Consider the following 13752-nt stretch of genomic DNA (forward strand, 5'->3'; position numbering starts at 1 on the left):
CCGGCGCACGCCGGGGGTCTCAGGCCGCCCGGATGCCGGGCGGCGGCTCCTCACCGACCGTGGGGCCGCTCCCGGCCAACGCGATCACGACCTCGTCCTCGACGGGCGGGTCCACCTCCTGCGCCCGGTTGCCCGTGGCGGCGTAGCAGCGCAGCCGCACCGACTCGGGGGAGACGTCCACGCGCAGGAAGGACTTGAAGAACGGCGGGCTGTACGTCGCGGAGCCCGGTGAGAACAGCTGCGCGTACATCTTGCGCACCGGCAGCCGGAACCGCCTGGCCCGGCCGGGCCGACGCCCGGTGCCCAACAGGCCGGCGACCAGCCGCGTCCGCCGCGTCACCCGCGCCCCGGGGGCCGGCGCGCGGCCCGGCCGGATGCCGAGCCGCTCCTCCACCACCGCCGTCGCCTCGTCCTCGCTGAGGGCGAGGAAGCGGCGCAGCCGCAGCCGGCGGGCGTAGAGGCGGCTGTAGAAGGCCAGGGAGTCCCCGCGCAGCGGATAGCAGCGGAAGTCGTCCTCGGCCACGCCGGCGACGTCGACGCGCGGGATGGTGTGCGTGGCGTGCGTGAAGGCCCCGCCGCCGCCCGAGACGACATACTGCAGGGTGCGTCCGTCCGGCAGCCGCACCGGATAGCGCTGGTAGTTGTGGATGTCGCCGCCGATCACCGCCACGTAGCGGTGCTCCGGCGCGCGCACGATGTCGTCGACGGTGCCGCCGCCCTCGACGGGGCACGGGTGGTGCTCGCCGTCGACGTACAGCGGCGAACCCGTGATCAGGATCTTGTGGCGGGGCCCCCGGGACACCTCGCGCAGCCACGCGCCCTGTTCGGCGTCGAGCGTGCCGAGCAGCCCGGTGTCGATGCCCACGATCCGCACCGGCCCCGCGTCGATCGCCCAGTACGGCCCTGGCTGGACGGCTCGCAGAACCGGCGCGGAGCGGACCCCCCGGGCCTCGGAGAGGCGTTCGCCGTCCCCGGGGCGTGGCCGGTGCCACAGCAGGGAGCGCAGCCAGGCGCGGGTGAGCGGCCGGGGCCGCGGCTCGGCGGGCAGCGGCGGCGCGTCGTCGCAGAAAACCCGCATGAAGGCGCCGAGGCCCTCGTACCAGTCGTGGTTGCCGGGGATCGCGTAGATCGGCGCCGGATAGTCCCGGTAGGGCCGGAAGAACTTGGTGTCGTAGTCGTCGGCGCTGCCCACCGGATAGATCACATCGCTGGCCACCACCGCGAAAGCGGAGCCCTCACCGGCCGTCAGGAGTCCGGGCACCACCGCGTACTGGGGCTCGCCACCCTCGCCGGGGTCGCCGATCACCATGAAGGAGAAGCGGTCCGGGTCGTCGCGGCGGATCACCTTGTCCGCGGGCGCCCCGGCCGCCGCCCGCTGTGCCACCCACCGGGACCGGATGCGGCCGGTGGGGTCACCGAACCAGGAGGCCAGCACGCCGTTGCGGGCGGCCCACAGCAGCCGCGGGTCGAGCCAGGAGATCTTCTCGACCCGCCCCGGCATCAGCCGCCGGTAGGTGCCCCGGTCGGCGGCGCCCCAGCCGGCGCCCGCCGCGGTGTCGCGCGAGGAGTCAGACATCGGTGCACCGTAACAACGCCGCCCGGCCGGCGACACGGCGGGTGACGATCTGACCTACCGTCACCGCCGTGTCCCCGACGCTTCGTTGCCTGCGTCGCCCGGGGCGATGCCGCCGCTCCCGCCGCTCTCACTCGAACCTGGCCGTGTCCCCCGCGCCCCGCCGTACGATCTCCGCCTCGCCGCCCGAGAAGTCGATGACGGTCGTCGGTTCGGTACCGCAGTCCCCGGAGTCCAGCACCGCGTCCAGCACGTGGTCGAGCCGGTCCTTGATCTCCCAGCCCTGGGTCATCGGCTCCTCCTCGCCGGGCAGCAGCAGCGTGCTGGACAGCAGCGGCTCGCCCAGCTCCGCGAGCAGCGCCTGGGTGACCACGTGGTCCGGGATGCGCACCCCGACGGTCTTCTTCTTGGGGTGCTGCAGCATCCGCGGCACCTCCTTCGTCGCGGGCAGGATGAAGGTGTAGCCGCCCGGCGTGGACGCCTTGATCGCCCGGAACACGTCGTTGTCCACCCGCACGAACTGCCCGAGCTGCGCGAAGTCCTGGCAGACGAGCGTGAAGTGGTGGCGGTCGTCGAGCTGGCGGATGGTCCGGATCCGGTCGATGCCGTCCCGGCTGCCGAGCCGGCAGCCCAGCGCGTAGCAGGAGTCCGTCGGGTACGCGACCAGGGCGTCCGCCCGGATGGCGGCCGCGACCTGGGAGAGGGTGCGCGGCTGGGGGTTGTCGGGGTGCACGTCGTAGTACTTCGCCATCCGCCGAGCTTATGCCCCGGGCCGGGCCAGGGGCGCCCGCGAGGGCACGCGTCCCGCGTTCGGGCAGGTGGCGACGGTCCCGGGCGGCGCCGACCGGTGAGGTAACGTCCCCGACCGACGGCCCGGAACCCACCCGGGACACCGCAAAGCCACTTTGGGACGGCCCCGAGCCCCCACGGGACGGCCCGGAGCCCCCACGGGACGGCCCGGAGCCCCCTCGGGACGGCCCGGAACCACCCGGGCCCCGTACCAGCGCCGAGGAAGCCCGGGCCGCGCACCAGCGTCGGGGGACCCCGGTTCCAGCCGTGCGCCGGGCCACCAACCCGGCTCCGCACCAGCGACACAGCGACTCCAACGACACAGCGACACCAGCGACGAGGAGAGACACCCACATGCCCGGCCGGGACGACACACCCCGCCCCACGGACGCCCCCTGGGCGGAGCAGCTCCTCGACCAGCTGCAGTCGGCCGACGGTGACGTCGAGAAGGTGGTCGGCTGGCTCGCCGCCACCGTCGAGGCGGCCGTCTCGCTGCGCGACGGCACCGGAACCCTCCTCGCCGGCCCCGGCCTCCCCGCCGAACCGGGCCTGGTCGCGGACGTCGCCGGCGGCCGCCTCGCCTCCGCCGCCTGGACGGACGGGGGCCGGCACCTGCGCCTGATCCGTCTCGACCAGCCGTCCCCGGGCCCGGCCGGCGTCCTTGCCGTCTCCCGCCCGGAGCCCTTCGACCGCCGGGCCTCCGACATCGTCGCCCGCACGGCCGCCGTCCTCGCACTGCTGCTGCGTCTTCGGGACACCGCCGCCACCGGCCGGCGCCTGGAGCGCGCCACCGCGGACCTGCGGCTCGCCGTCCTGCAGCTGCTCATGGTCGAGGACACCGTCGCCGCCCGCCGGGTCGCGGCCGGCTGCTGGCCCGGCCTCCTCGACACCGACACCGCATGCGTCTACGTCGTGGAGACCCGCCCCGAGCGCCGCGACCGGCTCGCGGCCGAGTGCCTGACCGCCACCGACGACCGAGCCCTGGTGGTGCGCTGCCCGGCGATGGACGGGCATGTCATCGTCGTGGCCGTCGACGACACCGTCGCCGCGCGCCTGCGGCCCCTGCTGGAGCGGCACCCCGGCACCTTCCTCGGCGGCAGCGCCCCGGTCGGCCTCGACCGCACCGCCACCGCCTACGGGCAGGCCGTCAGCGCCCTCGCGGTCGCCCGTCACCGCACCGACAGGGCGGCCGTCTACGCCGAACGCACCCGCCCCGAACGCCTGATGGACACCGCCGCCCTGCACGGCTGGACCGCCCGCCTGCTGCGCCCGCTCGACACCCTGCCGCACCACACCCGCGCCGAGCTCCTCGCCACCACCCGCCTCGGCCTGGAGTTCACCGCGGTCGGCACCGCCAAGGTCCTCGGCGTCAGCCGCAACACCGTGCGCGCCCGCATGGAACGCGTCGAGGGGCTGCTGCGTACCGACTTCACCGACCTCGCCGCGCGCGCCGCCGTCCACCTGGCCCTCAACACCCAGGCCGTCCGCCCCGCGGAGCCGCCCGCCTCCGACGCCCCCGCGCCGGACGGACTCGGCGCCCTGCTGGCCGGACCGGCCCTGCGCGTCTGGGCGAGCGACCTGCTCGCCCGCCTCGACACCGACGCCCGCGATCTGCGCCGGACGCTGCGCGCCTGGATCGCGGCCGGCGGCAACGCCGAACGCGCCGCCCGGCGGCTGCGCGTCCACCCCCAGACCGTGCGCGAGCACGTGCGCAGCGCCGAGCCCGTCCTGGAACGCCAGCTCCTCGCCGGCGGCCGGGACCTGTACGAGGTGGTCCTCGCCCACCTGGCCCTCGGGGAGCTCGACGGCCCCGGGCTGCCGGCGCCCTGACCGGCCCGGACGGCTCCGGGCCGAACGGGGCCTTCCGGGCGGATCTGTGCACGGGTGAGTCCCGCGCCCCGCCGAGTGGGCATCGCCACGATTCACAACCCGGCCACCCGCCCCGTATGTTCGATGCGTCGGGGCGCGACCGGGGCGGGGGACCGGTCGCGCCCCGACGCGGGTCAGCCCCGCAGCCGGACCGGGACCTCCTGCCAGCCGAAGGCGATGAACGACGGCACCTGCCTGAGTTCACCGCTCTCCAGGGCCAGTTCCGGGAACCTCTCGAACAGCGCGGGCAGCGCCGTCAGGGCCTCCATCCGGGCCAGCGGGGCACCGATGCACCGGTGCACGCCGATCCCGAACGCCAGGTGGTCGTCCGCGCCGCGCGCCGCGTCGAACACGTCCGCGTCCGCCCCGTAGTGCGCCGGGTCCAGACCGGCCGCCGCGTACGTCGTGATGATGGCGTCGCCGGCCGGGATCGTCACGTCGCCCACCATCAGGTCGGACACCGCGAACCGCAGCGGCAGCGAGGCGATCGACGGGTGCACCCGCAGCGTCTCGTCCACCACCGCGTCCCAGCCGAGTTCCCCGCGCCGCACCGCCGCCAGCTGCTCGGGCCGGCGCAGCAGCGCCACCACGGCGTTGCCTATCAGGTTCACGGTCGTCTCGAACCCGGCGCCGATGACCAGCAGCAGCGTGTACAGCAGCTCCTCGTCGCTCAGCCGGTCGCCGTCCTCGTCGCGCACCCGGATCAGCTCGGTGGTCATGTCGTCACCCGGGTGCTCCACCTTGTGGGCGATCAGCCCGCCCAGCACCGCGCCGATCTGCTCCTGCACGAACGCCGCGTGCTCCGGAGTCGGGTCCGAGGTGTCCATGATGGCCGCGATCAGCCGCGCGGTCGGCTCCCGCATCCCGTCGGGCACGCCGAAGAGTTCACAGATGATCCGCATCGGCAGCGGATGCGCGAACGCCGCCTTCAGGTCCGCGGCGGCCTCGCCCGCCTCCATCGCGTCCAGCAGCTCCGCCGTGATCGCCTCGACGCGCGGCCGCAGCGCCTCGGTGCGCCGCTGGGTGAAGCTCGGCGCGACCAGCCTGCGCAGCCGGGTGTGGTCCGCGCCGTACGTGGAGAGCATGTTGACCACGCCGACCCAGCCGAGGATCCACGCCCAGGACGGGTGTTCGCCGAGCTGCGGCCACAGCCGCCAGTGCCGGCGCGGGTCCTTGCTGACCCGCGGATCGAGGATCAGCCCCCTCAGCGTGTCGTACCCGGTGGGCGCCCACGCCGGGATGCCGCCGGGCAGCTCCACCGGAACGATCGGGCCGAGGGCGCGCAGCCGGGCGGTCTCGGCCGGGATGTCGGCGCCGAACGGGTCGAGGGCGATGCGGTCGGTCACGGTCACGACGGGACTCCTGGCTGGTCGGGGGTACGGGGGCTGAAGCGGACCGGCAGCGCGGTCAGCGACCGGTGGAACGGGCCGGGCCGCCAGTCGAGCCGCTCGCGCGGCAGAGCGGGATCGAGGTCGGGCAGCCACTGGGTGAGCCGTTCGATCGCCTCGGTGACGATCAGCAGCGTGTGCTGCCTGACCGGGCAGGCGTGCGGGCCGGCGCCCCAGGACAGGTGCGAGGCGTCGTGGGGGTGCCGGGCACCGGCGGACTGCGGGCCTGCGGGACGGGCCAGCGCCCCGAAGGACACCACCACCGGGATGGCGTCCCGCAGCCACACCCCGTGGAAGGCCATGGGCTCGCGGGCGTAGTAGACGCCGTAGTTGGTCAGCGGCGTCTCGTGGTGCAGCACCTCCACCACGGCGTCCATGACGGGCCGGGCGCCGCTGGTCAGCGTCGAGTAGTAGGCGGGGTTGCCGAGGATCCGCGACAGCGTGTTCGACAGCAGGTTCGCGGTCGGCTCGTAGCCGGCGCCGAGGGTGAGGAACACCTGCCAGGTGACCTCCTCGGCGGTCAGCCCCGCCGGATGGTCCAGCAGGCGGCTCGGCAGGTCGTCACCGCGCCGCGCGGTCTTGGCGGCGATCAGCTCCAGCACGTACCGGGCGTACTCCGCCTCGCCCTCGGCGGCCTGTGCGCCGCCCTCCATCATCCGCAACAGGCCCTCGTTGAGCCGGTCACCCTGGCTGTCCGGCAGCCCGAACAGGTCGTTGAAGACCAGCGCCATCAGCGGCCGCGCGAACTCCCCGACCAGGTCGGCCTCGCCCTTCGGCCCGATCCGCCCGACCAGCAGCCGCACCGCCCGGTGCACCCGGGCGCGCAGGTCGTACGGTTCGACCAGGTCGAACACGTCCAGCAGGGTGCGCCGGTAGCGGGTGTGCGCCGCGCCGTCGGCGAACAGGGCGTTGGGCCGCCACCGCATCATGCCGAGCACCGGCGCGTCCGCGGGCACGGTCGCCTCCCAGGCGCGCGGGTCGTGCGAGAACCGCCGCGTGTCGTGCAGCACCTCCAGCGCGGCCCGCCGCTCGGTGACGACGTAGGCGGGGATGCCCGGCGCGAGCTCCGCCCAGCCGACCGGGCCCTGGGCGCGCAGTGCCGCGTAGTGGCGTTCCGGGTCCACCGCGAACGCCTCCTCCCACAGCCGCACCGGCGCCGAGCGCGAGAAGTCGTCCCGGTCCGGGGGGTAGGGGGTCATCGGGCCTCCGCCGGGGCGCGGTCGATCAGGTGGTCCACCAGCGCGAGCAGCGCGTCGACGGACGAGTCGGCGTCCCGCGCGTCGCACGTCACCATCGGCGTCTGAGCCGTCAGGTCCAGCGCGCGCCGCAGCTGGTCGTCCCGGTAGTGCCGGGGCGCGTCGGGGAAGGCGTTGAAGGCCACCGCGTACGGCAGCCCGCTGTCCTCCACCAGCCCCAGCACGTCGAACGAGGCGTCGATACGACGGCTGTCCACCAGCACCAGCGCACCGAGCGCCCCGTAGGAGATGTCGTCCCACAGCGACCGGAACCGCTCCTGGCCGGGCGTTCCGAACAGATACAGCACGACCCCGCCGGGCAGACTGATCCGGCCGAAGTCGATGGCGACGGTCGTCGTGGACTTGTCCCGGACCCCGGCCAGGTCGTCGACCTGCGCGGACGCCTCCGTCAGCCGCTCCTCGGTGTGCAGCGGGCGGATCTCCGACACCGAGTCGATCAGGGTCGTCTTGCCCACCCCGAACGGCCCGGCGACCAGGATCTTCACCAGATCCCGGGCGCTGTCGGGGAGATGGACGCCGTCGGCGGTCCCGGTGGTGCCGGAGGGACGGGCGTCGGGGCTCGGGAACGAGTCGCTAGTGCTTGAGGGCGCGCAGGCCATCGGCCACTCTCTTCAGCAGGTCGGGTTCGAAGCGTTCGGCGGGCGGAATCGGCGCGCGGGCGAGGACCAGGTCCCGGTCGGCGAGACCGGCCGCCAGCACGCGCACCGCCGACACCGGCAGCCGCAGCAGTGCCGCCGCCTCCACCAGCGCCAGCGCACCGCCCTCCAGGACGTCGAGCAGGGCCAGTTCGGCAGCGGTCAGCCCGCCGGGGACCGGCGCCTCGCCGCGCGTCAGTACCGACAGCCGCTCCAGCTGGGGGCGGCTCGGCCGGGCCACACCGCCGGTCGACAGATAGGCGGGGACCAGGGGGCGCCCGGCCGGACGGCCGGTCATGCCGGCGGGATGTCGTCGGCTCCTCGGGGGGCGGCCACCATGGCCTTCTCGCCCAGCCGTGCCACCTGGGAGTGCACCCGGTGCGCCAGCAGGTCCAGCCGCACCTCGCCGTCGCCGTAGGCGGCGACACAGGTGCCGTGGTCGGTCGGCACGATCAGCACGTATCCGTGGTCCGACTCGATGACGATCTGGCGCACCTCGGCCCCCTCGGCGTCGGCGAACGCCGCCGCCGCCGTGCGGCAGGCGCCCTGCACGGTGCTGGTGATCGCGGCCACCCGCTCGGCCGACGGCTGCGACAGCGCGTCGGTGTAGCCGGTCACCAGTCCGTCCCGGGTGAGCATCACGGCGGCCACGACGTGCGGCACCTGCAGGATCGGCTCCAGCACCCATGCCGTGTCGCCCGCGTTGCGGCTGGTCATCGAGGTGCGCCCCCTTCGTGATCGTTCTCTTCGTGCTCGTCGTCGTGCATACGGTCGGCGACCGGGTCGGGGCCGCCGGCCCGGTGGTCCCAGGGCTCCGCCGCGGCGGGGGCCGAGGCGGCCGCCGCCATGGAGCGGGCCGCCTCGGTGCCCGCCTGCAGCGCGCCGAGCGCGGCGGCGGACTCCTCCGGACGGCGGGCGGGCCGACGCGGGGCCGGCGGGCGAGGGGCGGCGGGCGACGGCGCGGACCCGCCGCGGTCACGGCGGCGCCGCTGCGGCAGCCCCCCGGAGTCGGCGACCGGCAGGTGCTCGCCGGCCCCGGTGACCTCGTCGTCGGCGCCGTGGGCGTGGGCCGCCGACGCCGGCGCCGCCGCCGGCGCGGCGGTCGGCTCGGGGGCCCGGGTGGTGCGCGGGGCGCTGGCCGCCGGAGGACGCTCGACCGGGTCGATACGGCTGAGCAGATGGCTGTCGATGCGCAGCACCGCCCGCACCCCGCCGTACGGCGACGCCGACGACACGTCGACCCGCAGGTCGAACTGGCGGGTCAGCCGCCCGATCGCGGCCAGTCCCATGCGGGGCGGGTCGCCGAGGTCGGTCAGCAGGATCGGCTCGTCGCCTGCCACCAGCCGCCGGGCCCGCTCCCGCTCGTCCTCGGTCATCCCGAGGCCCGCGTCGTCGACCGTCACGCACACGCCGTGGTGGACGTGCTCCAGGCTCACCAGCACGTCGGTGTCCGGGGCGGAGTGCCGCAGCGCGTTGTCGAGCAGCTCGGCGACGATGATCGCGACGGGCTCCACCGCGTGCGAGACGAGGGCGGTGCCGGGTTCGAGGTGGTGGTGCACCTTGACCCGGTGGTAGCCGGCCAGCCTGGCCTGGCCGCCGGTCACCGCGTCGACGACGTGCGACTCCTCGCGGGCCAGGCCAACCCAGGCGCCGCAGACCACGGCGGCGACCTGCGCCCGCCGCAGCGACTGCTCGTTCTCGTGGTCGAGCCGGAACAGCGTCTGCGCCAACTCCGGGTCGTCGTAGCGCTGCTGCAGTCCCCGCAGGGCGTCCTGGAGCCGGTACAGCGCAGCCTGGATCTCCCGGGTGGCGCCCCGCATGCCGGCCTGCGCGGCCGCGTCCACCCGGGTGCGTTGCGCGACCACCTCGGCGCGCAGCGCCGCCAGTACGTCGTCCAGCGCGGCACCGAGGGGCGTCCCCGCCGTCAACGGTTGCAGGGGACCCGGCACGTCGAGGTGCGGGTGGGCGACCTGACGGACGGCGGCGGGTACCCGGCGCGACGCCAGGTGCTCGACCTCCGCCGTGGACGCCGCGACGGTTCCGTCGAGTTGGGTGCGCAGCGCGGCGATCTCCGCGCGCTGCCGGGCCTGTTGCCGCCGTGCCCGCAGCAGACCGCCGCCGAGGGCCAGCGCGGACAGGGTGCCGGCGGCGAGGCCGCCGACGGCGAGGTCCGGTAATTGGATCATCGATACGGTTCCAGAGGATCTTCCAGGAGCGGGGCTGCCGGGGGCGGGGCGCTGACGAGCACAGTACACACCGTCATCGAACGCTCTCGCACGGTCGAGCGATACTTCGCCCGGGATGCGCCCGCCTTCTGTTCACATCTGCGGCGAGTGACCGAATTGCCTTACGGCAACGAAGAGTTGGGGTGCCCGAAATCACTCGCCCCGTTGGCCGGAACGGTACCGTGCCACGCGTGGTCCCGTCACCGGCGTACGACCATCACATCGATCCCGGCCTCCGCTCGGGGACTCCGGTCACCCGGGGCGGTGAGTGGCGCCGTACGCGCGTACCGCCGGCCCGCCCCCGGCGTTGCCCCGGCATGGACAGAACCTCCCGCCTGCGCCGCCGCCCCTCGGCGCCGCCCCGGCCCCCACCGTCGTCGAACCGGGCCCCGCGGCATGGAGCCGTGCGCCGATCTACGCCGATCTCGTCCGCGAATGGCGCGCCCAGGGGCGCACCGTCCCCGGGCAACCGGACTTCCTGCCGGTCCTGTCCACGGGTCCCGGGCCCCGCGACCGCGTCGACGAGGGCGCGCCCGCCCGCACCCGTCGCTGACTCCGGGGGCGCGACAAGGGTGCGACGGGGTGCGCCGGGGGCGGGCGTCCGCCCGAACTCGTGCCGGACGCCGGGGCCGCGAGCGGCCCGTCCGGTCCTGCCCGGCGCCGGGGCCTGCCGGGCCGTCACGCCTCCAGCGGCGGTGTCAGCACGGCCAGGGTGCCGTTGGCGCGGCGCAGTGCGGCCTCCAGTCTCGTCGGCATGTGCAGCAGCCCGCTGCCGTCCGGCGGGACGAGCCACTCCAGGCTCCGGGTGGGCCGGTACGGCGGCGGCACGGCGATCCAGGCACCCCGGCCGGAGTGCCGCACCCCCGCCCCGACCCACAGGCTGCCGGGCTCGGGCGGCAGGAAGAAGCCGACCCGGCGCGCGGCGGTGTCGACCAACGTCGGCCCCGGCAGGGGCAGCGCGGGCTGCCACAGCAGATCCAGGGCGAGCAACCCCAGCCGGTCCGGGACGCTCAGCACGTCCCAGAACCGGCCCGCCGCCAGCAGGGCGATGCCCTGACCCTGGTCCCACTCCCGCTTGCAGGCCCGGGGATCCGTCGCCGCGGCGGCGAGCCACTCCACGCCGCGGTTCCACATCGCATCGCTCATGTCCGGCTCCGTGTCCGTCCGTGCGGCCGCCTGGCATATGCATGCTGGTAGATATTTCTACGTGGCGGAAGGGGTGGCGTGGCCTGGCGTTTCGCCCTGTTTCGTTCGATGCCCGCGCCCTTGTTCGGCCCGTGCCCCGCGGGGTACCCGTCCCGCGCTGCAGCCGACGACCAAGCGCACGCAGGGAGGAGGCCCGTATATGGCCACCGGTACCGAGACCGGCGATGTGATCGGCACCCGGGACAAGGACTACAACCTGATCTGGTACGTCGAGGCGTGCCTGGACAACGCGCTCCGCCTGGAGACGTACATCCAGGATGCCGAGCGCACCGACGACTCCGAGCTGGCGGACCTGTTCCGCAAGGCTCAGGCGGACAGCCGCAAGGGCGCGGAGCTGGGCAAGGATCTGCTGCGTTCCCGCCTCACCGGCTGACCCGCCGGTCGAGGACCCGGGCTCGTGCACGGGCCCGGGTCCTCGCACGTCCGGCCTCCGGGCGGGCCGCTGCGAACGGCCGAGCCACGGCCGGCCGTGCCGACCGCCTCCGGGGGGACAGGCCCCCCACCGTCCGCCAAGGCGGCCGGGCGGCGGGCCACGGCGTCCGGCCGTCGGTCAGCGCCACCACGACGTCCGGCCGAGGCCGCGCCCGCAGTGCCCGGTCGAACCCCGCGGGCAGATCCGGGTCTTCCGGGATGCGGGCGCGGGACGGGTGGCTCTAGGGTTCGCAGACGTGGCCACCTTGCTGATCGTCCATCACACTCCCTCTCCCCACTGCCAGGCGCTGTTCGAGGCGCTCCTCGCCGGCGCGAGCGCGCCGGAGATCGAGGACGTCCGCGTGGTGCGCCGGGCGGCCCTGGCCGCCACCGCCTCCGACGTCCTGGAAGCCGACGGGTACCTGCTGGCCACCCCCGCCAACCTCGGCTACATGTCGGGGGCGCTCAAGCACTTCTTCGACCAGGTCTACTACCCGTGTCTGGACACCACCCGCGGCCGGCCGTTCGGCTACTGCGTGCACGGCGGCAACGACGTGACCGGCGCGGTGCGTGGCATCGACGCCATCACGACCGGGCTGGGCTGGCGCCGCGCCGCCGAACCGGTCACGGTGACCGGGGCTCCCACCAAGGCGGACGTCGAGGCGTGCTGGGAGCTGGGGGCGGCGGTCGCCGCCGGCCTGATGGGCTGACCGGCCGGACCCCCGGTGCGGTCAGCCCATCAGGGGCAAGGACACCGTGCGTGCCGTCCCGTCGGGCCGCTGCTCGGTGTACGTGAGGCCGATCCGGCCGTAGCGGCGCTGCTCGGGATGGGTCTTCCAGCTCTGCGGCCGGTCCAGCCGCACCGTCACCGGATAGGCGTGGAAGGTACCGGCGGCGCAGTACGGGTCGCAGTCGTTGAGCCAGTTGACGCCGGTGGCCACCGCGACGTCGGCGTCCCACCGCTTCCACCGGAGCGAGGCGAGCCGACTGTTGCCGTCGCCGCAGGCGAGGACGAACTCGCCCGGCCGCACCCGTGGGTGCCCGAGGCAGTCGACGAGTACCGTCCGGCCCGCGGCGGAGGCCGCCACGCTCGGTGCCGTGGCCCGCGCCGCGGGAGCCTTCGGAGAGGCCGTCGCCGCGCCGAGGGAGGCGGCGAGCCCGAGCGCCGCGCAGAGGGCGACCGTCGATGTCCTGGTGTGTCCGCGCATGCGCCGCTCCCCGGCCGGTCCGATCAAGTGGGCCCGGCGGCCTTCCGGCCGTCGGCACCACACCCCTCGACGCTACGACGGCCCGGCGCTCGCGACCACTCGGACGGAGCAAGGCGGTCGGAAGGGTTACGCCCCCCTTTCCAATCTGGTAGTAAAGCTTCCTAACAATTGTCGAGCGGATGGAGTACCCCGTGGTGCACACCCCCCGCCGCACGGTCCTCGCCCTCATGGGCGCGCTGACCGTGACGCCGCTGCTCGCCGGCTCACCCGCGGCTGCGACCCACGCGTCGCCCGCCGCCGTCGGCCTGGACGACCCGGCCAAGAAGGAGATCGCCATGAAACTGGTGTCGAGCGCGGAGAACTCCTCGCTCGACTGGAAGGCCCAGTACGGCTACATCGAGGACATCGGTGACGGGCGCGGCTACACCGCCGGCATCATCGGCTTCTGCTCCGGCACCGGTGACATGCTCGACCTCGTCCAGCTCTACACCGACCGCGAACCGGGCAACGTCCTCGCCCGCTACCTTCCCGCCCTGCGGCGTGTCGACGGCACCGACTCGCATGCCGGCCTGGACCCGGACTTCCCGCGCGACTGGCGTCGGGCCGCCCGCGACACCGCGTTCCAACGCGCCCAGAACGACGAACGCGACCGGGTCTACTTCAACCCGGCCGTACGCCAGGGCAGGACGGACGGCCTGCGTGCCCTCGGCCAGTTCGCCTACTACGACGCGATCGTCATGCACGGCGACGGCGACGACCCGACCAGCTTCCGCAACATACGCCGACGGGCCCTGCGCACGGCGAAGCCGCCGGCCCGGGGCGGCGACGAGACGCGGTACCTCGACGCGTTCCTGGACGCGCGCGTATGGGCGATGCGGCAGGAAGAGGCCCACAGCGACACCAGCCGCGTCGACACGGCCCAGCGCGTCTTCCTGCGCAAGGGCAACCTCGACCTCGACCCGCCGCTGGACTGGAAGGTCTACGGCGACCGCTACCACATCGGCTGACGCCCCGGAGCGGTACCACCGCCGGAATCTCGCCCCGCGGTGGTACCGCACGGCCCCGCAGCCCTCCCCGGCGCTCTCCCAGCCGTTGCCCGGCGCTCTCCGGCGGCCTCCCACGTGCCCGGACAGGGGCCGCGGACGGCCGGTGAGTGGCCCGGCTCACATGGCCATCAGCGCCGCGCACCGAC

Annotated in this window: 14 protein-coding genes and 1 pseudogene; 4 read left to right on the plus strand and 11 right to left on the minus strand. The window is 74.8% G+C overall.

Translation table 11 applies throughout. The features are described 5' to 3' along the window. Positions 1-19 precede the first annotated feature (19 nt). Together AC3ET3_RS19505 and AC3ET3_RS19510 are read right to left on the minus strand one after the other, a co-directional pair. Positions 20-1576 carry a metallophosphoesterase family protein gene (locus AC3ET3_RS19505; RefSeq protein WP_435612555.1) on the minus strand — a complete coding sequence of 519 codons (1557 nt, stop codon included), beginning with the start codon at positions 1574-1576 and terminating at the stop codon, positions 20-22. A gap of 127 nt (positions 1577-1703) precedes the next feature. Beyond that, positions 1704-2324 carry an L-threonylcarbamoyladenylate synthase gene (locus AC3ET3_RS19510; RefSeq protein WP_432135384.1) on the minus strand — a complete coding sequence of 207 codons (621 nt, stop codon included), beginning with the start codon at positions 2322-2324 and terminating at the stop codon, positions 1704-1706. 392 nt (positions 2325-2716) lie between these two features. Here AC3ET3_RS19510 and AC3ET3_RS19515 point away from each other — a divergent pair, with 392 nt between their 5' ends. Next, a complete protein-coding gene (locus tag AC3ET3_RS19515) occupies positions 2717-4192 on the plus strand; it encodes a helix-turn-helix domain-containing protein (RefSeq protein ID WP_432135383.1) in 1476 nt (491 codons plus the stop codon). A 173-nt stretch (positions 4193-4365) separates the two neighbouring features. On the opposite strand, the gene AC3ET3_RS19520 is transcribed toward AC3ET3_RS19515, so the two are convergent. From AC3ET3_RS19520 to AC3ET3_RS19550, 7 genes are all read right to left on the minus strand, one after another. Next, positions 4366-5583: a cytochrome P450 family protein gene (locus AC3ET3_RS19520; protein ID WP_435612556.1), complete on the minus strand. Its 1218-nt coding sequence runs from the start codon at positions 5581-5583 to the stop codon at positions 4366-4368. After that, entirely contained in the window at positions 5580-6818 is a 1239-nt protein-coding gene (locus AC3ET3_RS19525; RefSeq protein WP_432135381.1) for a cytochrome P450 family protein, read from the minus strand. The genes AC3ET3_RS19520 and AC3ET3_RS19525 overlap by 4 nt, the downstream gene beginning before the upstream one ends. Continuing rightward, positions 6815-7474 carry a GTP-binding protein gene (locus AC3ET3_RS19530; RefSeq protein WP_432135380.1) on the minus strand — a complete coding sequence of 220 codons (660 nt, stop codon included), beginning with the start codon at positions 7472-7474 and terminating at the stop codon, positions 6815-6817. Before AC3ET3_RS19530 ends, AC3ET3_RS19525 begins: the two co-directional genes overlap by 4 nt. After that, a complete protein-coding gene (locus tag AC3ET3_RS19535) occupies positions 7449-7808 on the minus strand; it encodes a DUF742 domain-containing protein (RefSeq protein ID WP_432135379.1) in 360 nt (119 codons plus the stop codon). The genes AC3ET3_RS19530 and AC3ET3_RS19535 overlap by 26 nt, the downstream gene beginning before the upstream one ends. Next, positions 7805-8227 carry a roadblock/LC7 domain-containing protein gene (locus tag AC3ET3_RS19540; protein ID WP_432135378.1) on the minus strand — a complete coding sequence of 141 codons (423 nt, stop codon included), beginning with the start codon at positions 8225-8227 and terminating at the stop codon, positions 7805-7807. The genes AC3ET3_RS19535 and AC3ET3_RS19540 overlap by 4 nt, the downstream gene beginning before the upstream one ends. Beyond that, positions 8224-9696 carry an ATP-binding protein gene (locus tag AC3ET3_RS19545; RefSeq protein WP_432135377.1) on the minus strand — a complete coding sequence of 491 codons (1473 nt, stop codon included), beginning with the start codon at positions 9694-9696 and terminating at the stop codon, positions 8224-8226. Before AC3ET3_RS19545 ends, AC3ET3_RS19540 begins: the two co-directional genes overlap by 4 nt. 717 nt (positions 9697-10413) lie before the next feature. Continuing rightward, complete coding sequence (locus AC3ET3_RS19550) at positions 10414-10881, minus strand: hypothetical protein (RefSeq protein WP_432135376.1); 468 nt, start codon at positions 10879-10881, stop codon at positions 10414-10416. A 199-nt stretch (positions 10882-11080) separates the two neighbouring features. Between AC3ET3_RS19550 and AC3ET3_RS19555 the strand changes: the two genes are divergently transcribed. After that, positions 11081-11314 (plus strand): hypothetical protein, encoded by a 234-nt coding sequence (locus AC3ET3_RS19555; protein ID WP_432135375.1) that lies wholly within the window; start codon positions 11081-11083, stop codon positions 11312-11314. A 109-nt stretch (positions 11315-11423) separates the two neighbouring features. On the opposite strand, the pseudogene AC3ET3_RS19560 reads toward AC3ET3_RS19555, so the two are convergent. Continuing rightward, positions 11424-11558: pseudogene (locus tag AC3ET3_RS19560) on the minus strand (DUF2201 family putative metallopeptidase); the annotation flags it as partial. A 51-nt stretch (positions 11559-11609) separates the two neighbouring features. Between AC3ET3_RS19560 and AC3ET3_RS19565 the strand changes: the two are divergent. Continuing rightward, positions 11610-12062, plus strand: a complete 453-nt coding sequence (locus AC3ET3_RS19565) for a flavodoxin family protein (RefSeq protein WP_432135374.1) — start codon at positions 11610-11612, stop codon at positions 12060-12062. A 21-nt stretch (positions 12063-12083) separates the two neighbouring features. On the opposite strand, the gene AC3ET3_RS19570 is transcribed toward AC3ET3_RS19565, so the two are convergent. Next, a complete protein-coding gene (locus AC3ET3_RS19570; RefSeq protein WP_432135373.1) occupies positions 12084-12560 on the minus strand; it encodes a hypothetical protein in 477 nt (158 codons plus the stop codon). A gap of 179 nt (positions 12561-12739) precedes the next feature. On the opposite strand from AC3ET3_RS19570, the gene AC3ET3_RS19575 reads away from it, so the two are divergent. Then, the gene (locus AC3ET3_RS19575; protein WP_432135372.1) at positions 12740-13567 is read left to right on the plus strand and encodes a chitosanase; all 828 of its coding nucleotides are present in this window, start codon (positions 12740-12742) and stop codon (positions 13565-13567) included. Positions 13568-13752: the final 185 nt, after the last annotated feature.

This window comes from Streptomyces sp. bgisy159, assembly GCF_057707805.1.